Annotated in this window: 18 protein-coding genes; 6 read left to right on the forward strand and 12 right to left on the reverse strand. The window is 56.8% G+C overall.

The window, feature by feature from the left end:
* Window positions 1-529 precede the first annotated feature (529 nt).
* Window positions 530-1,933, forward strand: a complete 1,404-nt coding sequence (locus OHL21_RS06025) for an FG-GAP repeat domain-containing protein (RefSeq protein ID WP_263416348.1) — start codon at window positions 530-532, stop codon at window positions 1,931-1,933.
* Window positions 1,934-2,408: 475 nt separating this feature from the next.
* On the opposite strand, the gene OHL21_RS06030 is transcribed toward OHL21_RS06025, so the two are convergent.
* From OHL21_RS06030 to OHL21_RS06050, 5 genes are all read right to left on the reverse strand, one after another.
* Window positions 2,409-3,770: a DUF1501 domain-containing protein gene (locus OHL21_RS06030; protein ID WP_263416349.1), complete on the reverse strand. Its 1,362-nt coding sequence runs from the start codon at window positions 3,768-3,770 to the stop codon at window positions 2,409-2,411.
* A 37-nt stretch (window positions 3,771-3,807) separates the two neighbouring features.
* Window positions 3,808-6,795 carry a DUF1800 family protein gene (locus OHL21_RS06035; protein WP_263416350.1) on the reverse strand — a complete coding sequence of 996 codons (2,988 nt, stop codon included), beginning with the start codon at window positions 6,793-6,795 and terminating at the stop codon, window positions 3,808-3,810.
* Window positions 6,796-7,029: 234 nt separating this feature from the next.
* A complete protein-coding gene (locus OHL21_RS06040; RefSeq protein ID WP_263416351.1) occupies window positions 7,030-8,739 on the reverse strand; it encodes an HAD family hydrolase in 1,710 nt (569 codons plus the stop codon).
* 536 nt (window positions 8,740-9,275) lie between these two features.
* Window positions 9,276-10,205 carry a hypothetical protein gene (locus tag OHL21_RS06045; protein WP_263416352.1) on the reverse strand — a complete coding sequence of 310 codons (930 nt, stop codon included), beginning with the start codon at window positions 10,203-10,205 and terminating at the stop codon, window positions 9,276-9,278.
* A 288-nt stretch (window positions 10,206-10,493) separates the two neighbouring features.
* Window positions 10,494-11,198: an alpha/beta hydrolase gene (locus OHL21_RS06050; RefSeq protein ID WP_263416353.1), complete on the reverse strand. Its 705-nt coding sequence runs from the start codon at window positions 11,196-11,198 to the stop codon at window positions 10,494-10,496.
* 133 nt (window positions 11,199-11,331) lie between these two features.
* Between OHL21_RS06050 and OHL21_RS06055 the strand changes: the two genes are divergently transcribed.
* Window positions 11,332-12,258 (forward strand): LysR family transcriptional regulator, encoded by a 927-nt coding sequence (locus tag OHL21_RS06055; RefSeq protein ID WP_263416354.1) that lies wholly within the window; start codon window positions 11,332-11,334, stop codon window positions 12,256-12,258.
* A gap of 85 nt (window positions 12,259-12,343) precedes the next feature.
* Here the strand turns inward: OHL21_RS06055 and lepB are convergent, their stop codons facing one another.
* From lepB to pdxR, 5 genes are all read right to left on the reverse strand, one after another.
* Window positions 12,344-13,177 (reverse strand): signal peptidase I, encoded by an 834-nt coding sequence (gene lepB, locus OHL21_RS06060; RefSeq protein ID WP_263416355.1) that lies wholly within the window; start codon window positions 13,175-13,177, stop codon window positions 12,344-12,346.
* A gap of 470 nt (window positions 13,178-13,647) precedes the next feature.
* On the reverse strand, window positions 13,648-14,571 hold the full coding sequence (locus OHL21_RS06065; RefSeq protein WP_263416356.1) for an NmrA family NAD(P)-binding protein: 924 nt from the start codon (window positions 14,569-14,571) through the stop codon (window positions 13,648-13,650).
* A 372-nt stretch (window positions 14,572-14,943) separates the two neighbouring features.
* Complete coding sequence (locus OHL21_RS06070; RefSeq protein ID WP_263416357.1) at window positions 14,944-15,354, reverse strand: hypothetical protein; 411 nt, start codon at window positions 15,352-15,354, stop codon at window positions 14,944-14,946.
* Window positions 15,355-15,440: 86 nt separating this feature from the next.
* Window positions 15,441-16,886 (reverse strand): ATP-binding protein, encoded by a 1,446-nt coding sequence (locus OHL21_RS06075; RefSeq protein WP_263416358.1) that lies wholly within the window; start codon window positions 16,884-16,886, stop codon window positions 15,441-15,443.
* Between the two features lie 212 nt (window positions 16,887-17,098).
* Complete coding sequence (gene pdxR / locus OHL21_RS06080; RefSeq protein WP_263416359.1) at window positions 17,099-18,574, reverse strand: MocR-like pyridoxine biosynthesis transcription factor PdxR; 1,476 nt, start codon at window positions 18,572-18,574, stop codon at window positions 17,099-17,101.
* Between the two features lie 104 nt (window positions 18,575-18,678).
* On the opposite strand from pdxR, the gene OHL21_RS06085 reads away from it, so the two are divergent.
* From OHL21_RS06085 to OHL21_RS06100, 4 genes are all read left to right on the forward strand, one after another.
* Window positions 18,679-19,128 carry a carboxymuconolactone decarboxylase family protein gene (locus OHL21_RS06085; protein ID WP_263416386.1) on the forward strand — a complete coding sequence of 150 codons (450 nt, stop codon included), beginning with the start codon at window positions 18,679-18,681 and terminating at the stop codon, window positions 19,126-19,128.
* A gap of 83 nt (window positions 19,129-19,211) precedes the next feature.
* Window positions 19,212-20,129 (forward strand): NADP-dependent oxidoreductase, encoded by a 918-nt coding sequence (locus OHL21_RS06090; protein ID WP_263416360.1) that lies wholly within the window; start codon window positions 19,212-19,214, stop codon window positions 20,127-20,129.
* A gap of 311 nt (window positions 20,130-20,440) precedes the next feature.
* A complete protein-coding gene (locus tag OHL21_RS06095; protein WP_263416361.1) occupies window positions 20,441-21,031 on the forward strand; it encodes a nitroreductase family protein in 591 nt (196 codons plus the stop codon).
* 32 nt (window positions 21,032-21,063) lie between these two features.
* Complete coding sequence (locus tag OHL21_RS06100; protein WP_263416362.1) at window positions 21,064-21,609, forward strand: carboxymuconolactone decarboxylase family protein; 546 nt, start codon at window positions 21,064-21,066, stop codon at window positions 21,607-21,609.
* Window positions 21,610-22,198: 589 nt separating this feature from the next.
* On the opposite strand, the gene OHL21_RS06105 is transcribed toward OHL21_RS06100, so the two are convergent.
* Window positions 22,199-23,539 carry an alpha/beta hydrolase gene (locus OHL21_RS06105; RefSeq protein ID WP_263416363.1) on the reverse strand — a complete coding sequence of 447 codons (1,341 nt, stop codon included), beginning with the start codon at window positions 23,537-23,539 and terminating at the stop codon, window positions 22,199-22,201.
* A gap of 227 nt (window positions 23,540-23,766) precedes the next feature.
* Window positions 23,767-24,264: a coiled-coil domain-containing protein gene (locus OHL21_RS06110; RefSeq protein ID WP_263416364.1), complete on the reverse strand. Its 498-nt coding sequence runs from the start codon at window positions 24,262-24,264 to the stop codon at window positions 23,767-23,769.
* Window positions 24,265-24,409 lie beyond the last annotated feature (145 nt).

The following is a 24,409-nucleotide window of genomic DNA, read 5'->3' on the forward strand; positions in this document are numbered from 1 at the left end:
CCTCACTCAGAACTTCATCCACACGTGGCGGAACCAGGTAGCCCTGCTCCGGTGAATACGGAAGATAGCGCGACATACTCTCTTTTCGTATATCTATCCACGAAAATCAAGCACTCACACAGACTCTAAAGCCCATTTCATATTGAGCCGATACACCGTGGGCTGAAAGCCCACGGCTCCCACCGATTCGAGCTTCGCTCGAACATCCCACCCATCGCTAGGCAATTCGCTGATGCGAGGCCGCTTCTTTACGCGCGAGGATAATGCTGCCCTGCCCGCAAAGCAACCAAGACCGGCCCGATGATCCCGTCGCGTGCAGAGTAGTCTCCAATGGTTCTGAGTTCATATGGGATGTAATACGTAGTGTTGATCGTGCATGCGTAAAGAGCTTGCGTCGAGGGTAGTAAATGCAGGCACCGGCATGGCATTGTGGATAGGGCATTCTCACGGTGGAAGGAGCTTTGGCCAGGACAAAATAGAGGTTGGTATCTAACTCGATCTACTTGTTAAATTGCACCAGGAGCTAAACATGACGACCGTCTCGAAATGCACTGCTACTTTGATCGCTGTGCTGTTTCTGCTTGTAGCGCCCGCGCAAGCACAAGATCCGGCTCACGCGTCTGCAAAGCAAAGGCAGCCAGGCCATGATCCTGACGGCAGGCCTCGGATTGCTTTTCTCACGCACCGCCTTGGCGCCGATCATGCCGAAGGGATCTCGATGATCGATATGAACGGTGACGGTTTTGTCGATCTGCTGAGTGGCGCCTACTGGTACGAGAACCCGGGGGCGCAAGGCGGCGAATGGAAACAGCACCAGTTCCGCACTGTCGGGATTCACCAGGAGTTCGTCTCCGATTGCGGCGAGTGGGTCATGGATGTTGATCACGACGGCCTGCCTGACCTGGTGACTACCGGATGGATCTCGAATGGCGTTTGGTGGTTCCGCAATCCAGGTCCGCAAGCTACAGTTTCCGGAGAACAATGGAAAGGCGAAAAGATCACGGATAGCTTTGACACCGAGGGCGGAGCCTTCGCCGATATTACAGGGGATGGCAGGCCGGATCTTGCGCTGGCTCACTACAACCGGGCGGGTGTCATCTGGATAGACTTCGCTCAAAACAGGCCGAAGGTGCACCACCTCGGCGGCAGCGAGCAGGATGGGCATGGCATCGGCATCGCCGACCTCGATGGAGACGGTAAAGCTGACATTCTCACGACGCACGGCTGGTTCCAGCAAATCGACGCGGATGCGGACAAATGGCAGTGGCATCCCGATTGGACGCTCGGTGAAACAGGCTTTCCCATCCTTGCCTACGACGTGAACCACGACGGCAAGATGGATCTCATCTATGGACAAGGGCATGGCTACGGCCTCTACTGGCTCGAACAGGCCGGTACACACGAACATCCGCGGTGGATTCGCCACATGATTGACGAGTCTTTCTCGCAAGCGCACGCTTTGGCGCTGGTGGACCTCAATGGCGACGGCAGCCTGCAACTTGTCACCGGCAAACGCTACCGTGCACACTCGGGCGGTGATCCAGGTGCGTATGAACCGACGGTGGTGTATGCCTACCGCCTGCCTGGTGCAGCAGAGCTAGCGGCAGCGAAGGCTCACACTGGTACGAACGCGGCAGGCCCGGACATGACCATCGCAGATCCAACCGCTGATCCTGCGTTCCATCGCATCGCTCTCTCTGTCAACGGTACAGCTACGATCGGCACGCAGATCGTTACGGCGGACTTCGATCACGACGGCGATCTTGACCTGGCGACCGCTGGAAAGCTGGGCGTTCACGTCTTTGAGAATCTCAAGGTGAACGAGATAAAGAAGGCCGCACGAGAGGATATGCAGCCCATCAATCGCGCATGGCCGTTTCCGGGCGAAGGAGCTGAAGTACCACAGGAAGATGGACCGCCAGTTCCAAAGTAGTCAGCTGCTGATAACGCCCGTTCGGGACGCCATTACAGGTACCTCAGCGGCTAAAGCCGCGATCATTTTGCAGCTATTTCGGCACGGCTGAAGCCGTGCCCTTCAGCAAGACATTCGCGCTACGCGCGAACCGTCGTTCTTCGTCATTGTGGAGCAGCTCATGCGTAGCAGTGTACTGCTCCAAGCACTAAAGGCCGCCGTTGCGCAAACGCGCAACTGTTTCGCACCGCAGGTGCGAATGTCTTGTTAAGGGGACGGCTTTAGCCGTCCCGTACCAGACGCTGATATGGTGACGGCTTTAGCCGCTGAGGTACCCAGGCTATGACCTCAGCTGCTAAAGCCGCGCTCTTAAGCAAGACGGAATGCCTTCAGCGCTTCGGGTCAGTTGAGGTCCGCCGAGTCTGAAATCGCCGCCTTGTCAGCTTCGTTCAGACTCGGTTCCCGACTTTTGTCTTGCAAATCCACTTCTAGCCATTTAAGCAAGGAAGCCCAGATTCGGCGTACTGAAATGTCCTATGTTAGGAAAGACCGTGGCCAGATTCGCAGAGCTTACGCCAAACCATTCCGCCAGGGTCGCACCGTATTGATCGACCGACGATGTCGGAATCAAGGAGCCGCGGTTCGTGGCATCGTAGGCGCCGCCGAGCGTGAGCAATGGAAACTGACCATAGAACCTGCCGCCCTGCACGCTGGATCCGATGATGAAATGATGATTGCCCCAGGCATGGTCGGTGCCACCGCTGCCGTTGGGCGTCAGTGTGCGCCCGAATTCAGAGGCGGTAAACGTGGTTACATCCCGGTCGACTTCCAACTCCCGCGTGGCTTCATAGAAGGCCATCACGGCCTGGCTGAGCTGCTGCAGGAGCGAGGCCTGAATGCTCAGCTGACCGCCATGGGTATCGAAGCCATCGAGGTTACAGTAGAAGATCTGGCGTGTTAGCCCCAATGTGCTGCGCACTTTGATGATGCGTGCCACGGTTTGCAGTTGCGCAGCAATCAGATTGGGAGCGCCATCGACTCCGATCAACGGAAATTGCGTCTGCAATGTCGAGTTCGCCAGCGCCGCGCTGAGAGCATTCGCGTAGCTGACTCCACGGCCCATCGTGTCGTTGGCGGATTGTACAAGTTGCAGACCGTTGTCGAAGGTCAACAACTGCTGCATGCCGGTATTGCGGGACGAGTTGACCGTATTGAGCAATGTTGCCGATCCACCGGGCACATTTGCAGCAAAGGTCTGCTGGCCCGTGAGGAAGAGATTGGCTCCGTTCATTGAAGTCATGGAAGGGAAGGTGGCGCCGGAGTTCGAACTCTGCATAAGATCGGCCATGCGCCCGCCCCAACCGGTACTGCCCAGGCCAGATGGAATGGATGTCTGCCACTGGCTCAGCTGATCGGAGTGAGAGAAGAGCGCATTCGGCAAGATCGTCGTGTTGTTCGAAAGGTAGTCGGTGCGGGTGATTGGCTTGACCAGCATACCTACATTGGCCAGCACTGCCGCTCGCCCCGCGTTATAGAGGCTTTGAATCTCAGGAAGAGACGGGTGCAGTCCGTAGACATCGCTGCCGTCCTGAATCGGCAGTAGCGAACTCTGTGCAAGGCCCATGCCGGCGCGGGCGTTTTGATACAGGTTGAAACCCTGTTGGGCGGTGGCGATGGGGATAACGGTATTGTGGCCATCGTTGCCGCCCGTCATAAAGATGCAGACAAGCGCCTGATAGTTCGAGCCGGAGGCGTAGGCATTAATTTCGCCGAATTTGCCTAAGGCTCCCAGTGCACCGGCGGCAGAAACAGCCCGGATCCCGTCCCGTATAAAGTCACGTCGTGTACGAATCAGCATGTTTTTGAGTCTCCTTGTTCCGCGCTGCGCTGTAAGTCTAGTGCCAGACGTTGTAATAGCCCGAAGAAAGAATGAGCCACGCGCCCGTCTGCACGCGCGACAGGTTGCCATTGGTGTCATTCGTAACCGCTGTCACGATGTTTTGCTTCATGGTCGCGGGCATGGTGCCGTGTGTCAGAGTCAGATCAAGCGCGGCCACCAGGTTGTTTGGATTCGAGGCGAGCGCGAGATATGGAGTCAGATCGATGGAGGTTCCAGGTCCGTAGCTCAGAACCGGATTGCTGTAGGAAGAAAAGAGATTCCCCATCATGTTTCCGCGGTAGATAGCGCTGTCAGGTGTGTAGAGCTGGAATTCCGGACCCAGCAGTGTACTTCCCGGTGCACCAAACGTCGGAGAGTAATAGTTGAATACGCTGGGGGCGTTATAGAGATCTTCGCCCATATTGGACAGCTCCCAGGAGAAGTAATTCTGATTTGTCACCGTTCCGCCAAAGGCGCGAACAACACCGGCGACATAAAGGATCGGCTCCTGCAGGTGCCCGTCGCCAGGATCTTCGCTGCCGCCCTCATCGTTGGCGCGCGCTTCGGGATCAAGCAGAATCGCGGTGATCACCGCTTTCATGTCGCCGCGAACGCCACGGCCGTTGTCGTTGAACGCGTCCGCAACACGCTTGATGTAAGCAGGGCTGGGATTGCTCTTCACAAGGTGCTGGATGAGGAGCTTGGAAACGAAGGGTCCCACATTCGGATGGTTGAAGATGTTATCGAGTGCGCCATCCAGATCCGCCTGTGGACTGAGTCCCGCAGATGCAACATAGCCATTCACCAGATTCTTCGAGCCACTATCGTGCTCGGCAGGATAAGGAACCATCGGTCCCGCGGGATTGATATATGCGTTCCAGTAGACGGAGCTTCCGCCCGCGGGTTGATAGGTCCATCCGGTAAAGACGCGCGCCGTCTCGCCTACGGTGGCCTGATTGTAGGTTGGGATAAACAGCCCGTGGCTATCGAGTTGCGGCGTGCCGTCGGGATTGAGCATTACGGTGCCGATGGTGAACAGCTGCATCACTTCGCGTGCGTAGTTTTCGTTCGCTACGGTGCCCAACGCGGAATTCGCCTTCGCGTTGTTCGCCATGTTGAGGTATTGGCCCATGGCGGGGCTCAGCGTCACATCGCCCAGAATCTGGCGGTAGTTTGAAAACGCATCGTTCATCAGCATCTGTTGATATGGAATCACCGAGTCGTTCCAGATAAGCGTGTTGATCGACGTAACGAAGATCTGGCTGAGTGCGAAAGCCACCTTCTGGCGAAGCTGATCCGGGTTCATGACTGCATTTGCCATGAACTGCGTTGCCAAGCCGCCCTGGCTTCCGGTGACTGCGCTGTAGTTGGAGACCTGCGGCATATTGAACTGGTTGGTGATCCATTGCTGGAACCCGACCGCCTGTACGGTATTCGCCTCGGAGGGGGTTGGACCGAAGGCAGCCTGCTCAAGAAACCTTCGCGCTGCCGCCGACGACACCAGCGCATTCTGAATGCCGATTTGTACTGGCGCCGGCTGCGATAAAGTCGAGCCATTGCCGACGACCAGGGTTCCCTGGCCGGACTTACTGGCAAATCCAGAGATTGTAAGTGAGTTAGGCGAATTGTAAGCCGTGGTGATAGGTGAACCATTTAATGTGGCGGTCGATGTCGGGATAAAGCCGCTTCCTGTGACCGTGGAACTGAAGAGTCCCAGCGGAAGCTGCCCGCCATTCCCGACACTGTTGATCACAGGGGTGGGCACGAGCAATGCCACAAGTGCTGTCGCTGACCCGCCGGGCCCAGTGACGGTTACGGTATCGCTGCCGGAAGCCGGCATACCTGCCGGAGCCGTATAGAGACCGGTGCTGCTTACGGTTCCGTATTGCGCGGTCCAGGTGGTGCCTCCACCGCTGGAGAACTGCTGGGTTGTGCCTAGAATCAGGCTCGCGGAAACAGGCGAGATGGTTGTGGGCGTGCTGTTGATGACAGTGATGATGGCTGTGGCCGTACCGCCGGGGCCCGTTGCAGTTACGGTTGCGGTGCCTCCGGCCGGCTGCACGGAGGGCGCCGTGTAGAGGCCAGTGCTGGAGATGGTGCCGGCGGATGCGGTCCACCCTGTAGCACCTGCAGAGGTGAACTGCTGCGTCACGCCCAGGTTAAGACTCACAGCGGCCGGAACAATGGTCTGGGGAGGCAGAGGGACCAGGGTGACCGCAGCGTTTGCGCTTCCGCCAGGGCCGGTTGCAGTGACCGTGACAGTTTTGGAGGAGGGCATGGTTGAGGGAGCCGTATAGAGTCCCGAAGAAGTAATGGTTCCGGCGCTTGCTGTCCAACTTGTAGCTCCGGGAGAGGAGAATTGCTGCGTTTTTCCCAGCGTAACTGAAGTCGATGACGGAGCAATCGTTTGCGGCGTCACGCTCTTGAACTGTAAGTTGTACACTGGGCTCCACAGCGTACCCGGATTTTGAATCTGGAGTGTGCCAGTGGTTTTGTTCCAATAACCTCCGACCTGCAACGTGGTCGAGTTCACATAGGTCGCGGAGCCCGATGCGCCGTTCAACAGATACATGGCGCCTTTTTGAAATCCGCTGCCCGTAACAGTGATCGTGAAGTTTCCCATGGGAATGGGGCTGGGCGACACGGCCGTGACCGTCGGTCCGGCCGGCTGGATATTCACATACACCACGCCAACCGTTTTGTTATCGGAGGCAAGTGCCTCAATCAGCGTGCTGACGGCCGGAACCTGCGCCGGCGCCGTATAGAGCCCAGTGGGGCTAATCGTGCCCACCGTGGCGTTGCCACCCTTCACTCCGGAAACTTCCCAGGTGACGCTGGTATCGCTCAGGCCTGTCACTACGGCGGAATACTGTTGAGTTGCGCCTACACCCAGATTGGTATATCCGGGAGTGATGGTAACCGACTGCGCATGCGCTCGAACGGCAACCAGGAAAATCGACGCCAAGGCAATGGCGAAGGCAAAGCGCCTCAAGAACACGTGCATGGGGACCTCGACTTTTAATGAGAAATAGGGAAGCTATCGCGAGCTTGTCCGCCACTGCGGCCTGTCTCTATAAGCTTGTGGCCAAATGGGAAAGGATATTACCGGGCTCAGAAAAATTTTCTTCAACAGAATTTCCGGGCAGCAACTGCCGATCCCGGTCTGATGGATTTCCTGGAACCGCGCGATGCCGCCGCGGCGCGACAGAAGCGTGACCTGTTAGCGATGGCGGCGGGATTATTCCGGAAGCGTATATCGCGAATCGATGAGAGCGCGTATGAGCTTTCGAGACTCCTGGGAATTCCGAGGAAATTGAAGTTCTATTCGAGCTGCCTGGTCTGCCATGTAAGGATCTTTCACCGCTTCACGAAACCACTTGGAATAGTCTTGACGGTGCAGATGGAAAAGCCACGTTTCCTCATCGATACCTTCAGCAATTTGCGAAAAAATGGCAAGATTGTGGGCCTTGAGATTGTGACGGTTCCCCGGCCCGCGAAAATAGAAGCTGTGATAGCGCATATTGCCTTCAGCGTATTTTCGGCGATGACGGATACGATCTACTTTGGGTGGCATGATGCCCATCGGCGATGGAGGCTTTCCAGACGCAGGAAGCCAAACGATAGCCTGCCCCGCCTTATGGGACAGACCTTGAGGCCAGAGCAGGGGACGACCCGTTGCAGTGCTGAAGCTCTTCATGGTCGCCTCCGGGGAAGGTCCCACTGCGATGACTACATCCATCATCGCCAGGAGCGCGGTCGGCAAATGATCTGGTCGCACCGTCACGAGTATCGTCTCGCCTAGTTTTTGCGGCAATACTTCCGGCAAATGACCCCAATCTAAGGGCAAAAGGTGATGAGCTTCATCAAAGATCATCCAGTGCGGCCGGCCTGTTCGCGTACGCAAGGTTCGGAGGCTAGGGAAAAGTTGCCCGAAAAATCCGGGACGATCCGCAAGCTGAATACCGAGGAGATTGAGGCTGACGTTCATTTTTGGATCCTCGAGTATGCTCAATACCTCGTTGATGCTGATTGCACGATTCGAATCGCCTAGATGGATAACGTCGCGGGAGGGCCCGTAGTCTCCTTCCGGGTCGATAATGCAAACCTGATACGTCTGCTCAAGCAGGCGTTCGACGATACCTGCTGTGATCGTGGACTTACCGCTTCCCGAAGGCCCGGCAATAAGGATATTGGTTCCATAGGGGGGAACTTTGAGCTCGCCTTGGCCCTCAAGCGAACCAATAGGTATGAAATTGCGGCGAAGGTTTCCTTGCATTCGGGCGAGGTCGTCGAAGATTAACTCATTCACTAACTCTGCCAAACCGCTGCCTGCTTCTCCCTTTGTGACCAAGTCGACGAGCTTAACGACGGAAGGCACTGCATTGGCTACCGCAGCGGAACATTCACAACGGTCGAGAAAAGACTGGTCGTTCTCTCCGTCTCCAATACCCACTGCTTCATGAAATGAAAGCCCAAGTCGTCGCAGGGCAACACTAAGTCCAGTCGCTTTATTGACCCCTGTAGGAAGCACCATCACGGCGTTCTTGTTGAAAACGATCAGCAACTCCAAACCCGATTCCTGAATAGCTCGAAGGACGGCGTTTTGATGAGGTGTCCATGTGGCAACTACAACCCGGCCAACCTCGATCGGCTTTACGCCAAGACTGCGGAGACGTTCGATAAAGCCTAAGGGTAACGGTGGGCAAAGGAGCGTCTCCTCTCGTGTCTGAGGGATATAAAGAACCGCGCCATTTTCTGCGACGACACAGTCGAACAGATCAATCTGGGGCAGAACCTCGAGCAACTCAACAAGCCGCCTTCCGGTCACCAGAATGACTCGCCGTCCCGAAGCCCTGAGACGTTTGACAGCTCCGATCGCCTCCTCCGACACTTGCCCATCGGTAGCCAGCGTGCCGTCGTAGTCCGTAGCTAACGCCAAGTATCGCAATGTCGTGATCTCCGATCGCTAATTCGGAGCATATGCTCGCAATGGTAGTACGCGATAAGGGGACCAGCGCACGTCAACTCGCGTAATCGTGTCTCCGATCGTACCCTCTAGGACAGGGTGCGAAAGCTATTCCGCACCTCGAATTAGTCCTCACAAACGCGCTTCCAAAAGTTGTAAGGCTTTCGAAGTGCAACTATGCCGGAAGCGTACACATCGTCGGTGCAGGCTCAAAAACCGATTTGGTTATTTCGGTTGGAGGATCTGTATGGGAAACGGGCATTTCGGAAGTTCCGACTCTCGCTTGTGCCAATCGCCAATGCATTCATCGAGGTGTTTCAATGAGTGCTTTGGCCTGCAGTCGCCAATTGAGAGCGGCTGGGCAGATTACTTACGATATGCCGACTTGTCAGGACTAACCCGATTTCGGCTAAGTTTGAACCGATGGGACTGGACGAGTAGAGATTGTTCTGAGGACGGAAGAGTTCTTGGGATAGCCATCGAAGACCAATAAGCGGGCCGCATGCTAGGTCGCAGGCTCAACGATTTGGGCTATCTTGCCACACCGGACTCGTGAGCACCATCGTCCATCTGGGCCCTTTCTGATACAGCGGACCTACAAGCTTGACAAAGGTCGGCACTTCGCCGTCCATCACCCAGAGTTTGAGATCGGAGGGCTGCTTTCCGATGACGGGCGCAATAGCCCCAGCAACGCCACCGATCTCGATATGGATATTGAAAATGCCCGCTCGCCGACCACCGCCACCCACCGAAAAGTGATCCTCTCCCTCCCGCTTGATGGAAAGCTTCACGATCCGAGGCTTTGAGTCCCCCGCTACGTAGGAGACCTTCATTTCCTGTTGCCTCTCTGGGAAGTTTTCTACTACCAGCGGGACCAAGCCATTCGCCAGGTCGGAAGGAAGTTCCATACGTTGGCTCTTCACTTCGTCCTTACCATTCTTCGTCTCGTGCCAGGTGACCTCGCTGGCCGGGACATTCACAGTCATATCGAGAGGTTCCGGGAACGAGGGGCCCTTCTGGATGTGATGATCGCTCACCAGTTCGAGGATCTTCTGTTGACGGAAGACCGTTGTCTCATCATCGATAGACCCGTCCTTGAACCGGAAGATCAGCCGAGAACGCACTTGGATTCCATGTGTGACAGTTACCTGATCCCCCACGGCGAGGATCTTGCCTTCCGCGGATTTCAAAAGCAGAAATCCGTGAACTGAGCCCTGCTTATGACGAGCAAGCACCTGATCGCCGAATCCGAGCGAGCAAAAGCTAAAGCAGGAAAGAAACAGCAAGGTTGCAGTCCACCGTAAGCGCATCACAATCGGCCCTCTCGCAGAAATCCATCGACGGCAGCCACCACCACCAAAAGCACGCAGGGTGATGCCGCCTAGGCATATGAGATTTCTTGCCCCCGCCAGGGTTGTACTTATCTCGCGGGTAGATAAGGCAGACACACTGGGCGCCCGGTTCCCTCGAGATTCGGAAACACTGAAGAATGACCCTGCCAACTCCCGATAGACGCTGTTCACAGAACAGCGAAGGGGATGGATGGACGCTAAATCGCCGAGTCACTCACTGACGGTTGGCACAATGAGCGCTTTGCCCTTTTAGCAACAGTTCAGAGCCATTTGGCTGAATCGCGAGATGCGGATATCGAGACCGAACTTGAAATCATATGGCCGCTTACAAAAATGACAGACCGGCCAACGGCGGTCTGTCGAAGATCAGAAGTGGCAGCCTGACTAGGCCGGCATATTCCCTTGGATTGTGTTGGCAGCTTTACGGATTACATCAATGACAACGTCAGGTTTAGAGAGCATCGGAACATGGCTGCTTTCGACCTCAATCACTGTCGCTCCCATACGTTTGGAGACCCAACGCTGTAGATCGGGATGAACGGTGTGGTCTTGCAGGCACAGGATGTACCAGCTTGGCTTCGACTTCCAGGGAGTGCTCTGGAGCTTCTGCTGCGTGAAGAGTTCGGCGTGAGGCGGGAAATGTGTCGCCCAGACGAGCTTCTGCTCTTCCTCGGAGAGGTCTCCGCAGAAGAACTCAGTTCCGTTTGGAAGCATCCAGGCATACCCGTCCGCAATCTGGACGCGAGAAAAGATATCCGAGGGATACTTGTCGAGTTGCTGTTGTACGGTCTCTCCGACATCCGGAGCAACCGCTCCGATATAGACGAGGCCGGCCACGCGATCATCGATTCCTGAGGCTGTAATGGTAGCGCCGCCATAAGAATGGCCCACAAGCAGGACGGGGCTGCCAATGCGGTTGAGCGTCCGCTTCACCATGGCCACGTCGTCTTCGAAAGATTCCAGGCTGTATTGAACTGCGATCACCTCGTAGCCATCCGCCTGCAATGCGGGGATCACCTTGCTGAAGCACGAGCCATCAGCCCAAATACCGTGGCAGAAGACGATGGTTGGTTTGCGTTGTGATGACATACTGATACTCCTGAGATTGGATTTTGGAGAACTCGGAAGAGCTATCCATTGGCTATAGATTCCGCCGCGCCAGGTGCGGGGACAAATACTTTGAATGTTGGAGTTATGCTTCTAAGGCATAGATGGAGGCCACATGGAACTTCGTCATCTGCGGTACTTTATTGCGGTTGCCGAGGAAGGCAGTCTTTTGCACGCCGCTGAGCGGCGACTTCATACGGCACAGCCGTCCCTGAGTCGTCAGATTCGCGATCTGGAACTCGAACTAGGTGTGAAGCTGCTGGAGCGAAAAGCGCGGGGCGTTGAGCTCACCGCGGCCGGACGCGTATTCCTCGATCATGCACGGTTGGCGCTGATGCAGATAGAGGTAGCATGCGAGGCTGCGCGAAACACGGAGCGGCCGCACAAACCAGGCTTTGGACTTGGCTTCCTGCCGGGACAGGAAATTATCTGGCTGTCAGAGGCACTGCGGATCCTGCGTGAGGAGGCGCCTGATGTCGACGTCACGATCACCACGAAATCTTCACCTGATCTCGCGAATGCATTAATGCAGGGAGAGATCGACATAGCCCTGCTGAGGCGCGAGAAGCGCACCGCCGGCCTGGACTTCAGGCTTCTCGTGAAGGAGCCTCTGGTCGCGATCCTGCCTTCTCGCCACCGCCTGGCCCGGCACAAGACAATACGGCCAGAGGACATCTGTCGCGAGGACTTTATCAGCACAGCACGTGCCGCGCCCGTGCTTAAGACCGTGATCGAGGAGTACGCGGCGAAGGTCGGCATCAAATTGAAGCAGACCTATGATGCCGAAACTCTTTCTGGCGGAATGTCGTTGGTGGCCTCCACAGGAGGCTTCACATTATTGCCAATCTATGTGCAAAATGCGCTGATTCCGTCGGTGGTCGCCAAGCCTTTGCACGGCGAGATTCCGACGATCGATCTCGTGATGGGGTACAACAAATCGAATACCTCTCCGCTGCTTAACAAGTTTCTGCTGCGGGCAGAGGAGTTGGCCGTACATGGAGCTGCTATGCGAGGAGCTCGCTCTGTACAATCGAGGACCTGAACCCAGAACGGATGAGTGAGCTTAAGCCGATTTATGTTAGTGACCGGAGCGCATCAAGATCAAATCGAGATCTTACAATCTCGGTTCAGCGAGCGACGTGGAGAGTGCGTTTCCAGCGCGTGTCTGGAAAGAAATGCACCAGAACGTGGCCGATCCACGCGAGCTTGGGACCGAATCCTGTCTGTTCAAGTTGTCCATCTGCGGCCTTGAACGACCAATAGTTGAAGAGAGGACGGCCAATTATGTTGGCGCGCGGCACGAAGCCCCAGTAGCGCGAGTCCAGGCTGTTATGCCGGTTGTCGCCCATCATGAAATACATGCCGGGTGGAACCACCAGGTCGCCAGCCTGGATATAGCTTGAGAAGTTCGCGGCCCACGACTCTGTCGACCCAGATGCTGCTGCCGGGGGTACTGCGGGAAAATCATCGAGGAACTCGTTGAAGTTATCCGTTGTCGTCGGTTGCGCAAATCCGGCAGGCTGTGCGACACCATTAACAATCACAATGCCGTTGCGTAGATGAATATGATCGCCCGGTACGCCAATCAACCTCTTCACCAGGGGAGTGTATTGTGGTGTTCCATCCGCATCAGCGGCATCAATACCAGGCTGGTAAACGGGCTTGTGGAACACCACGATATCGCCGCGGCTCGGCTCACGATACCTTACTAGCGGCATCCACGAAGCGGGCGACTTTAGCGTGATCTGGTCGACAACGAGGTGATCACCTACAAGCAACGTGTTCTCCATCGAACCAGACGGAATTACGTAGTTCTGGGCTAAGAAGGTCATAATGAATAGGCCCACCACCAGAACTGAGCAGATGCTGGCCAGCGCCTCGAAAGGAGTCTCCTCCCGGTCGATCTTGGCGGAAGCTGCAGGCTTCGTTGAAACAGGAGAAATCTTCGTCGCTGGGCGCATCCAAGGGCTCCTCAGGAAGGCTGGCGAGCCCCGGAGCGTTCGCAGCGGTCCCTTCGAAAGGGATGATTTTATGTACGTCCGACTGTCGTCGAGTTTGCGTCTTGACCGGAGTCTATCAAATCCGTGTGCAATGTAGAATTCTGCGGATGATTCGGCGTGCGAGCGGTTAGTGGTCGATCCGGAAGTTATATAGGAGTAAATACTTCGGCCCGCTGATAAAGGGCCTAAAAGTAGACGGGCTTTAGCCCTGGGCCTCCTCTGTACGAGAGGAAAAAGCCCAGGGCTGAAGCCCATTTCATATTGAACCGATACACCGTGGGCTGAAAGCCCACGCCTTCACCCCAGCCAGCAAAGCTGGCCGGGACTCCGATGCTCCCACCGATTCGAGCTTCGCTCGAACATCCCACCCATCGCATTGCGATGGATGGGGCACCCAGAGTTTGGGCTATCTGGAATTTGTCGATACGCTTCTAGTGCGCAGGGTTGAAGAAGTGAAGATTCGCTTGAAAAAACTCTTCCAGTGCTTGCGGGTTTCGCCCGGTCACTCTCTGAATGACATCCGTCGGCTTCGTCTGGTGCTCCCGGGTCCTGAAATACCTCCAGAGGTGGGAAAGATGGTCAACGGCATGAGCGTTGATCCTCTCCTTAACCGCATCGGCCCACTGCTCGTCTGTAATAGGTACATACTTCAGGGGCCGGCCTAGCACCTTGCTGAGGCTGTCGACGATCTGATGTACCGTGAGCGCTTCGCTTACCAGAGGAAACACCTTCTGTCGTGGCAGGCTGGGACTCGCTAAAAGAGTTGCAGCAACGCGGGCGACATCCTCCCCGCCTGTAAGTGGGAACGTAGCGTCCCCGTCGCCCCAAGGCAGAAAGACAGTATCTTTTTCGGAGACAGAACGGCTCACGAGCGCACGAACATTCTCGTAGTATGGCGGCGCTTGAATATGAACGGCGCCGACTTCCGCCCAATCAAAAATCAGATCGGTGAGACGGTGCTGTAGGTTGCGTTGACTGGGAGCGCCCACGAGATTGCGAAAGAAAGTGTCTTCCGGAGTGTCTTGAAATTGAGAGTTGTTGACCACCAGCTCCAAACCCGCGGTGCGGGCCATAGCCGCGAAAATCGTGGCAGCATCCATGAGTCCATCTGCGACGGGATAGGTGAAATAGGCGCGACGAATGTCCCTCATCGCTTCTTGGACCGATCCCGGATTGAGGAGATCCCCGACAAAGATGTCGGCCCCTTGTTCGCGCAATTCATCCGACCGCGCATCAACTTTTCGGACGAATGCTCGAACCGGTATCCCTTGCTGGAGCAAAAGCGTTGCGATAAGGCGACCGGTCGCCCCCTGCTGACCACCGGCTGCGCCGGTGACTAAGACTGGATGAGACATATAGGATTCCCCTTTCTGTGCTATGGGATTATTATCATCATCCTATCGATGCACTTTATTCGTATCGCCATGTAGGATGATTGTCAGCATCCTAAAAAGGATCATGCTCCGCAGCAAATGTTCGGGAACGACCTCACGAAATCTTTAACGAAAACCCGGTGATCAGCACCAGCAGATGCAAGGATGCTCGCGATAACTCTCAGCTAAGAGGGCGTCACGCCGCCAAAACCTCTCTACCACTTCATCCAAAACAATGCCTTAGAGCATTTTCCCTGTTGCCGGGTATCCCGGAAGGAACGTGCAGCGGCGTTTTCATTGCGGAAAACGCCCATAGATGCGGATCCTCTGGACTACACCTACAGGGAAAATCCTCTACCGCCTCTGCGCCTGCTCCAGTGCCAGATCAAATACATTTGGCTCCGTGCAGACCCACATGATGCCATTCAACCCGGCAAATCGGCGCACGAACTCCGCCGTGATCTGGATGAGCTTGCTGCCGGTGAGCATTGTGATCGTTTTGAACCGGGAGCGATTTTGCGTGAACCAAGCCGACCATTCGCTGCTCACGTCGATTGAGGCGCCGCGCACATTCCGGGCATCGATAAAAAACTCGACTGCGTTGACCCCAGCCACCCATTCGTCGAGCACTTTAATGGGCGCGTCGAGCAGCTCCCCGGTATCGGTGCCCGTCAGGCGCATCAGGATCAGCGTTTCCGAAAGTTGCTCGAGCTCTACCGCGAAGTGTGCTCCTTCAAAGCTCGCCGATTTCAGTCCTGTTGCCATACCACTGATTCTCGTTCTCATTCCCCAAAGCTGCAACCGCAGACCGGCCGACGCACCAAGTCAGCCCCGGGTTGCCGGTATGTGCGCTAGCGCGTCGGGAGGGTGGAGGGGAAGAAGATGGTGATGACGGTGCCGTGGCGGGCGGGATGCTCGGACGTGCGGACATTGATGTGGCCGTCGTGCTTGGCGACAATGCCGCTGACGACCCAGAGACCCAGGCCGGTGCCCTTTTCGGCTTTGGTGGTGAAGAAGGGTTCGAAGATGCGCGCGAGGTGGGTGCGCGGAATGCCGGAGCCGGTGTCGGCGATGGTAAGGCGGACGCCGGGCTGCAGGGTAGACCAACGGCGCGCGGGATGAAGCGAGATGATGATGCGGCCGTTTTGCGGTGTAGCTTCGATCGCATTGAGGAGCAGGTTGTCGATCACCTGGCGAAGCTCGTCACCGAAGCCGACAATGCGGAGCGCGGGAGTGATGCGGCTGGAGAGGTGGATACAGGTACGCGCGGCCTTTTCGCGGTAGATGGAGATCGACTCGTCGACCACGGTGGAGAGGTCGAGCTCGCGGGGGACGGTGCCGATGCGGTAGTAGGAGAGGCTCTGGCGGACGATGCGGGCAACGCGCGCGAGCTCGGAGTCGGCGGTTTCGACGAGCGCGTGTGTGGTGGGGTCGAGCCCGGCGTTCTTGAGCAGGTAGAGGACATTGATGACGGAGGAGAGCGGATTATTGATCTCGTGCGCGAGCGAGGCCGCAAGCTGGCCGGCGGCGGCGAGCTTTTCGGTCTTGCGCAGGCGGTCTTCCTGCTGTTGGATCGTGCGGCGGGTCTGGTTGAGGAGCTCGGCCTTGTGCTGCAGGAGGCTGATGGCGCGATGGCGCTCGTCTTCAGTGAGGAGGGCGGTATAGGTTTCGGCGGGGATGACGTGGGAGTGCTCGGCGCAGACGAGACGGAAGGCCTCGTCGTGGCGGTCGTCGCCGAAGGTGGAGAGCGAGTAGCCGCAGAGGAGCGAGAAGTGGTGCGTGAGGGCGATCGCGTTCCAGAGGCGCTCGAGTTCAATGGCCGCGGTGGGGTTGGAGTCGGCCCAGAGGAGGGCGACCATCTCGCCGAAGGCGGCGACCGAGGGATTGGAAAAGCCGGTGGCGCGGGTGGCGCGGGTGATGACGTCGCCGATGACGGTGCGGAAGCGCTCGGGATCTGGGTGGCTGTCGACCATGAACTGGTCGAGGGTGTCGGCGGCGTCGAGTGCGACGTAACGTCCCTGGCGGCGGGCGAGCGCGAGGTCGATGCCAAGACTGGAAAGGCGGCCGGCAAGTGCGACGCGATGGGCTTCCGTGGCGATGACGATGCCGGCGCCTCCGGAGCCGAGCGCGGCGCCGATGGTGCGGGTGATGTTGTCGAGGAGTGCAGTGTCCTCCTCGTAGAACTGGACGGCGTGTGCGTGGGGAGCGTGGGGTGTGTGGGGTGCGTGCCTGGTCGAGGGGGCGAGCAGCGGCGCCGGTGGGGAGGAGTTGTTCAGGGGGATGTTGGCGGTGCTCACAGGGATCTCCTCGTATCTATGATGCGGTTTGCGAGGAACACGGATGCAGTGAACCTGATGCGGCAATATTTTACAACGCTGGAGTCAACGAGTGCATTATCGCCAAACCACTCCGCGAGAAATCCTGCCGTTTATCCAAAGAAACCAGCGCGGATGCGCCACGATGAGGCGAAGCCTGTGATTGGGACCTGGCCTGCAAATCTCCTCAATGATCATCGAGAGAGAATCGCTTCCAGAACCGAAACGCCACGCTTTATCTCATTTGCATTACATCCTGCGAAGCCCAGAAACAACGCGGGCTTCTGCTCGTACTTGCTGACAAATGAGGAGATTGGACTTACTTCCAATCCCAGCTGTTTAGCCCGCCGTGTCAATCCCATCTCGGTGATGCGGGTCTTGATCCAGGCCACGGTACACATCCCCGATTGCGCGTGCTCCACCTCGATCAGGCCGGAAAGACGCCGATTCGCTTCATCCGTAAGTAGCTGCGAACGCTCCGAGTAGACCTGCCTCATCTTTCTAACGTGGCGGCCGAAGTGGCCTTCGTTGATAAATTCCGTCAGCACGGCCTGGTCTAACGTCGGAGCATGGCGATCCATGAAACTTCGCGCGATTCTAAACGCTTCAACGAACCGTTCCGGCACAACGATGAACCCAATACGAAGAGCGTTGAAGAGCATCTTCGTAAATGTTCCAACATACATGACCGATCCAGATGGATCGAGACTGTGCAATGACGCAATCGGCTTCCCGGAATAACGATATTCCGCGTCGTATTCGTCTTCGATAATCCATGCCCCCGCACGCACGGCCCAGGAGAGAAGTTCGACCCGTCTCTCTGCCGACATCACGACACCGAGAGGGAATTGATTGGCTGGTGTTACATACACTGCACGGGCAGCGGGAGATAACTTGATCGCTCTTCCAACATCGATGCCGTCGCCATCCACTGGAATGGGAATCACACTCGCGCCGGCGTTCTGAAAGGCTCGAGAGGCTCCAGGGTACCCGGGATCTTCCATCCATACTTCGTCGCCGGGATCGAGAAGCACCCGGGCCAAAAGATCCAACGCCTGTTGCGCGCCCGATGTCACGATGATCTGGTCCGCGGAACAACGTACTCCGCGGGACTGGCCCACATATTCAGCGATGGCTCTTCGCAGCGGTGGATAACCACCTGCATCGCCTTGTCCATACAAAGAACGCGGCGCCTTGCGATAAACCCGCGCCGCGATCCGCGCCCACTGCTCGACTGGAAACAGGTCGATCGCCGGCTCGTAGCCCCGAAACGCCTTACCGACGGAATGCGAAGCGGGCCGGAGAAAGCTGGTCTTAAGAAGACCTTGCGTGCGCTTTGCGATCGTCGCTCTGGAGATGGCCTGCCGGGACGATCTTGGTTTCACCGGAGAGGTCATCTCCCACCCTGGCGCCGGCAGGACAAAGGTGCCGGCGCTCACTTCCGACGAAACGTATCCCTCATCCTGAAGTTGCTGGAATGCTGCTACGACTGTGCCCCGGGCAAAACCGTATTGTGCTGCCAGGTTTCTCGTGGACGGCAAGCGTGCTCCGGACTTCAATCTGCCATCGATAATTGCGGAACGCAGCTCCGTATAGAGCCAGCGCCACATCTCCTGGTCATCCTTCCTCGGTTCTAAGACGAGGTCTTGAAATGTCTCTGTCTTCGGCACGGTTTCACCCGCCTCTCATGGACTACTCATTCCTGCTCATTATGGACCTTCTGGCTGTTCCATCCCAAGATAGCCTGACTGTGGAAGGAGAATACCTCTTGAAGATGAGATTGGAGCCGGTGAAGGTTTCGCCCGCTGCTTACCATGCGATGCTCGGATTAGAAAGCTTCGTAAGTAAGTCATCGAAGCTTGAGGAATCTCTTCTGGGACTCGTCAGGATGAGAGCCTCCCAGATCAATGGATGCGCCTTCTCCATGGATATGTATTCCAAAGACGCGCGTGTGAATGGTGAGACGGAGCAGCGTCTCTACACCTTGTCTGCATGGCGGGAAACGACGTTCTTTACCAACCGCGAACGCGCGGCTCTGGCGTGGACCGAAGCGTTAACGGTTATCACAGAAGGCCACGCGCCGGATGAGGTCTATGCGGAAGTCCGGAAGGAGTTTGGTGAAGAAGAACTGGTCAATCTCTCACTGGCGATCATCACGGTCAACGGGTGGAACCGGCTTGCGATAGGTTTCCGCACGATCCCGGGTGAGTATCAGCCGCACTAACTTCGATTTACCGAAGGGACAATTCCGATGAAACAAACATCGAACGACTACACAGGCAAGAAATCGACATGGGGAGGTGACCGATGAAGGCGATTGTAGCTACAGATCAGGCAGCGGGAATGGCTGGGGTTAAGCTCGTGGAGCGCCCCGAGCCACAGGCGGCGATCAACGATGTCGTTGTTCAGGTGTATGCGTCGGGATTCACCGGGGATGAGCTGTCGTGGCCCTCGACCTGGACCGATCGTACAGGCCGTGCCCGGACTCCTTCGATTCCGGGACACGAACTGGCCGGAGTGGTCACCGCTCTGGGCTATGGCACGACGGGGCTGTCGATTGGACAGCGGGTCTTCGGTCTCACCGACTGGTATCGCGACGGTACGTTGGCGGAGTATGTAGCGGTTGAAGCACGCAACCTCGCGCCGCTTCCGGGTGACGTTGACTTCACGGTAGGCGCTGCCCTGGTGATGCCGGGCTTGACCGCGTGGCAGGGACTGTTCGATCACGGCCGCCTACAGGCGGGACAGCGCGTCCTCGTACACGGTGCGGCCGGCGTAGTCGGTTCCATGGCAACGCAGCTCGCGCGTGATGCGGGCGCCTACGTCATCGGCACCGGGCGTGCTGCCGGCCGTCAGACCGCCCTCGACTTCGGCGCGCAGGAGTTCGTTGACCTCGACAAGGACACTCTGGAAGGCATCGGTGAAGTCGATCTGGTGTTCGATGTCATCGGCGGCGAAATCGCGAAGCGGTCTGTGGGCGTGATTCGCGCCGGAGGAACGTTCGTGAGCATCACCGGCCCGGCCGAGGCACAACCCGCCAACGGCCGAGCGGTCGACTTTGTTGTCGAGTCCGATCGTGCGCAGCTGACTGAGATTGTCCGGCGGCTCCGGGATGGTCGGCTGCGGACGAACATTGGGAATGTCTCGACTCTCGATGAGGCCGTGGCTGCGTTTAATCGGACGGAGAGAAGCAAAGGGAAGACGATCATCCGCTCTCGCCCGTAAGGGATCGAGATCGACATTCCCACCATATCCAGCGTTTGATCGCCCGAACGCGTGAAGCCGTCCGCAGGACTGCTTCGCGCCGGAGGAACGCTGGTGACCATCACCCGCCTATAAGAGGCGCGCAGCCAGCTGCGTTCTGACGGCAGACATTGTTGTCGAGTCCGATCGTTCTAACTAACTGAGATCGCCCGGCGTGTGCGTGACGGACGGCTGCGAACAAGGCATGAGCGACACGCGAAAACACTCTTGTATTTCAACCTATTCCTTCAACGAACGGAGTCATCATGACCAACGCCGTCATCGAATGTATCTTGAGCCGCAGGGCGACCAAGTACTACGACCCTAACGCCAGCTTGAGCGACGACCAGATCCGCGAACTGGTGCGAATCGGCACCAGCGCGCCGACGTCCTTCCACATGCAGAACTGGCGCTTCATCGCCGTTCGCACGCCTGAAGCCAAGGCTCGGCTGAGTCCGATTGCCTGGAATCAGCCTCCAATCAAGGACGCGGCCGTTACCTTCATCGTCTGTGGCCAGCTGGCCGATTCCAGCGTCATACCCGAGCGCCTGGCGCCGGTGGTGGAAGCCGGCATCATGCCCGAGACAATGGTGCCGGAGTGGGAGATTCCCGCACGGGATCTGTATAGGAATTATCCGCAGCGCCAGCGTGACGAGGCAGTACGAACCGCGGCTATCGGCGCGACGGCGATCATCTATGCAGCCCGCTCGCTTGGCCTGGGTTCGACGCCGATGATCGGTTTCGATGCCGATGCAGTGGCTCGGGAGTTCGCACTGGCCGAGAACGAAGTGCCGGTCCTGCTGTTGTCCATTGGGACCGAGCGTCCGGGAAATTGGGCGCAGAAGCCGCGTCGTCCCGTCGCCGATGTGCTGGATTTCGTATAACCCAGGTGAAAACAATAGCGCGCGGAGATCAGATGCCAAGAGCAGAAGCTTTAAAACCGGAACAAGTGCCGCCCGATTCGAAACCAACCCTCGATGCGTTCACCAGGAACATCGGGTTCACCCCAAATATGATGGCGACTTTCGCGCTTAGCCCGATTGCGTTCAACTCATGGGCAGCGCTATTCGGCTCCTTGAGCAAGGCGCTTGATGTGAAGACCCGTGACAGTATCGGTCTCACTGTCTCCGAGTTGAATGGATGCAACTACTGCCTGACGGTTCACAGCTTTACGGCCCAGCATATGGCCCGCTTGAGCGCCGATGAAATCATTCTCGCTCGAAAGGGCCATGCCAGCGACCCTAAGCGAGACGCAGCCATCCAGTTTGCACACAAAGTTATCGAGACCCGCGGCAAAGTCAGTGACGCCGATCTGAAAGCTGTCCGCGATGCGGGCTACACGGATGCAAACGTCATGGAGATTATCGCGCTGGTGGCCATGTACTCCCTGACGAACTTTTTCAATAACGTATTCGATCCCGAGAGGGACTTTCCCCCAGTTGCGCCGGCCGGCTCGATCTGAACTCTTGGGCGTTTTTCCCTGTTGGTGAGTATCCGGAAGGGGCATCTATGCGGCGTGTTTTTGCGGAAAACGCCGCATAGATACGGATGCTCTGGACCTACAGGGGAAATGCTCCATCCCTTCATCTTGGGTAGGGCAGACGTCTCCAGAGATGCTCTACAACTTGAGGTCTGCTGAGACTCAACTATTGTGAAACCCTCCGCACAGCGCATCCCGTTTCGCACCGCAGGTGCGAATGTTTCGCTTAAGGGGACGGCTTCAGCCGTCCCGTCAGACGAGCCACAACGGCGGGGCTTTAGAGCATTTTCCCTGTTGCTGGGTATCCCGGAATAAGAGTGCAGCGGCGTTTTCATTGCGGAAAACGCCCATAGATGCGGAAACCCTACTCTACATCCACAGGGAAAATGCTCCAGCCCCTGAGGATATCGCCATGACACGGTACCTCAGCGGCTAAAGCCGCGATCATTTGCAGCAATTTCGGCACGGCTGAAGCCGTGCCCTTAAGCAAGGCATTCGCGCTACGCGCGAACCGTCGTTCTTCTCAACCCTTGCTTCATCTTCCGAAATACTCAGCAACAGGGAAAATTCTCTAATAAACTTCGATGTCGGTCCTGGAAGCGAGCCGCCTGTCCGGCGCGCTGAGAAACTCGTAGATGTACACATCTCCCTCGAGGGAGTTCAGCAGCGGCCCATGCATCCGCTTCATGAACAATAGCCGTTGGCTGTTCAGAAAATAGTGGTGGATCAGGTCGTTATAGATTGGCCTGCATGCGTCATCGAGTCCACCTGCTCCGAGCAGTACCGGTACGGTGCTGTAGTACGGCTTTTTAGTTGCTGGATGGATCGGCTTTACCGGCCACTCGCGGCACACGGATCCGAAGACGTCATTCACATGAAAGCCTGCCAGCCACGGCATCACCTTTTCCTGTTGTGCAATCAGGTCGGGATCTTCATAGGCCATTTTGTCCGAGCAGTAGACGGAGATGCGCATTCCCGAAAGTCCTCCGTTATTGGTGAATACACCGTCGAAGTAATCCTTCACGTATCGCTCGGCGTCCCCACTGACCATGTCGAGGACGATTTGCGGCAGCTGCTTGATCCCGTCGTAGTCCTCCAGTTTGCTGTGCAGGATGCTCAGCAGTTCACTGCGTCCATAGCTCAAATCAACATCCCGGCCATCCTTGAGCCGGTAACGGATCGAAAAGCTTTTGCCCTCTAGAGAGCTGAAGTACGCGTGAAACCGAGGCGTGAGCTTCCTCTCTCCACTGTCCAGCACCGTTGTCAGAGCTTCATCGAAGTTCGCTAATTCCTGCTCATCGATGTTCACGAATTCCGGAAGAGGTGAATCGAGGATGAGCGACCGGATGTGTTCGGGATATTTCTGCAGGACGGCCATCATCAGGCCGCCGCTGTAAGAAATCCCCATTAGGTTGATCGAGTCGATCTTGAGCATTCGGCGCAAATCTTCGATGTCAGCTGCGCTTTCATCCGTGTTGTATGCGGAAAGATCGATACCCTGTCCGATCAGTTTCTGGCGGCACGCCCGCACCGCTGCAATCCGTGCGGCGTCGGGCGAGCGATGTTCGAGATATGCCTTCTGGACCTCCACGCCTTCGCCATCGCACTCCAGGTTTGGCAGCGCGAAGTGCGTACCTCGTTGTTCGAAAGCGATATAGTCCCGGTCGGCCAGTAACGATCGGCGGGAGATGGAAGTCACAGGATGCAGGGAACTGACACCGGGGCCGCCGCCCGTGTACAGCACCGGATCGGGGCGCCTGGCAGTGTTCTTGCTCTTTACGTAGATGAATGGAAGCTTGATGGACGGGCCTTCAGGACGTTCACGGTTTTCGGCCACAACAAGATAGCCGCAGCGGGCTTCGTATCCTTCGCCAGGCACATAGAGGCAGGGACTATCTTCAACACGCGGCAATGCCGCTTTCTGCGCATGGCACGTCAGGGCCGCACAAGCCAGCAAGAGAAGTCCGCACAGCCTTCCTATCATTCTCATGCGCGGCTTAGACCGCATTCGGCTTTGAAAGTTTCAACCACAAAAATATTTTGATAGAAGCCAGTATCGATAAACACGCTACCGGAGGTTCGAACTGTCGCGACCGGCAACCCAGCTTAGCAGGCTCTATAGACATCCCTGCGATTCAGCTAATTAGGCGCGCTCAGCTTCTTCACAAGATCGCTGAGCTGACCCTGGATATCATCTCGGTCCGATTGAGTAGTTTTCATTCGGCGTTCAGCCTCTTCCAGACGCTCTGATGTCGCCGCTTCTCGTGCCGCAAGTTTCTGGACCTGATCTTTCATCTCGTTAAGTCTGGCAACAAATTGCGGTTCTGGGTTGGTGACCTTGCTCATACCGTCTTCGAATCTGGTCACCTCGCCTTGCGCGGCAACTTTGTCGGCAGTCAGTTGAGTGACTTGCGCCTTGAGGGCATTTCTGTCCTGAATGGCACGATCCAGGGATGCCTGCATGATTTGTAGTTCGGCTAACAGCAACTGGAGGGTTGAACCCGCCTTCAGATCACGGCGGATAGCTCGAAGCTCGTCTAATATCTGCCGCTGCACTAATGCTTCAGGGCTATTGGTTTGGGCAAAGACTGGACTGGCGAGCAGGCCTGCCCCTAAGAGAATCCACTGAGCTTTCATATGCGGTTGTCCTCACAACGGTAACGGTACAAGCCTCAGGGAATGAAGTTCAAGATCGGGCATCAGGGTAAGCGCTGAAGGCCGGGGCCCCAATGAACTTGTTCATTCGGGTGGAAAGGCGCATTCCATAGTTCCAAATGCAAAG

The organism is Terriglobus albidus (assembly GCF_025685425.1).
GTDB classification, from domain to species: Bacteria; Acidobacteriota; Terriglobia; order Terriglobales; family Acidobacteriaceae; genus Terriglobus; species Terriglobus albidus.

Excerpts from the sequence above, each read along its gene's own strand:
- OHL21_RS06100 (WP_263416362.1), top strand. The coding sequence starts at position 21,064 with ATGCCAAGAGCAGAAGCTTTAAAACCGGAACAAGTGCCGCCCGATTCG.
- OHL21_RS06090 (WP_263416360.1), top strand. The coding sequence starts at position 19,212 with ATGAAGGCGATTGTAGCTACAGATCAGGCAGCGGGAATGGCTGGGGTT.
- OHL21_RS06025 (WP_263416348.1), top strand. The coding sequence starts at position 530 with ATGACGACCGTCTCGAAATGCACTGCTACTTTGATCGCTGTGCTGTTT.
- lepB (WP_263416355.1), bottom strand. The coding sequence starts at position 13,177 with ATGCGCCCAGCGACGAAGATTTCTCCTGTTTCAACGAAGCCTGCAGCT.
- OHL21_RS06030 (WP_263416349.1), bottom strand. The coding sequence starts at position 3,770 with ATGCTGATTCGTACACGACGTGACTTTATACGGGACGGGATCCGGGCT.
- OHL21_RS06070 (WP_263416357.1), bottom strand. The coding sequence starts at position 15,354 with ATGGCAACAGGACTGAAATCGGCGAGCTTTGAAGGAGCACACTTCGCG.
- OHL21_RS06050 (WP_263416353.1), bottom strand. The coding sequence starts at position 11,198 with ATGTCATCACAACGCAAACCAACCATCGTCTTCTGCCACGGTATTTGG.
- OHL21_RS06055 (WP_263416354.1), top strand. The coding sequence starts at position 11,332 with ATGGAACTTCGTCATCTGCGGTACTTTATTGCGGTTGCCGAGGAAGGC.
- OHL21_RS06110 (WP_263416364.1), bottom strand. The coding sequence starts at position 24,264 with ATGAAAGCTCAGTGGATTCTCTTAGGGGCAGGCCTGCTCGCCAGTCCA.
- OHL21_RS06065 (WP_263416356.1), bottom strand. The coding sequence starts at position 14,571 with ATGTCTCATCCAGTCTTAGTCACCGGCGCAGCCGGTGGTCAGCAGGGG.
- OHL21_RS06085 (WP_263416386.1), top strand. The coding sequence starts at position 18,679 with ATGAGATTGGAGCCGGTGAAGGTTTCGCCCGCTGCTTACCATGCGATG.
- OHL21_RS06035 (WP_263416350.1), bottom strand. The coding sequence starts at position 6,795 with ATGCACGTGTTCTTGAGGCGCTTTGCCTTCGCCATTGCCTTGGCGTCG.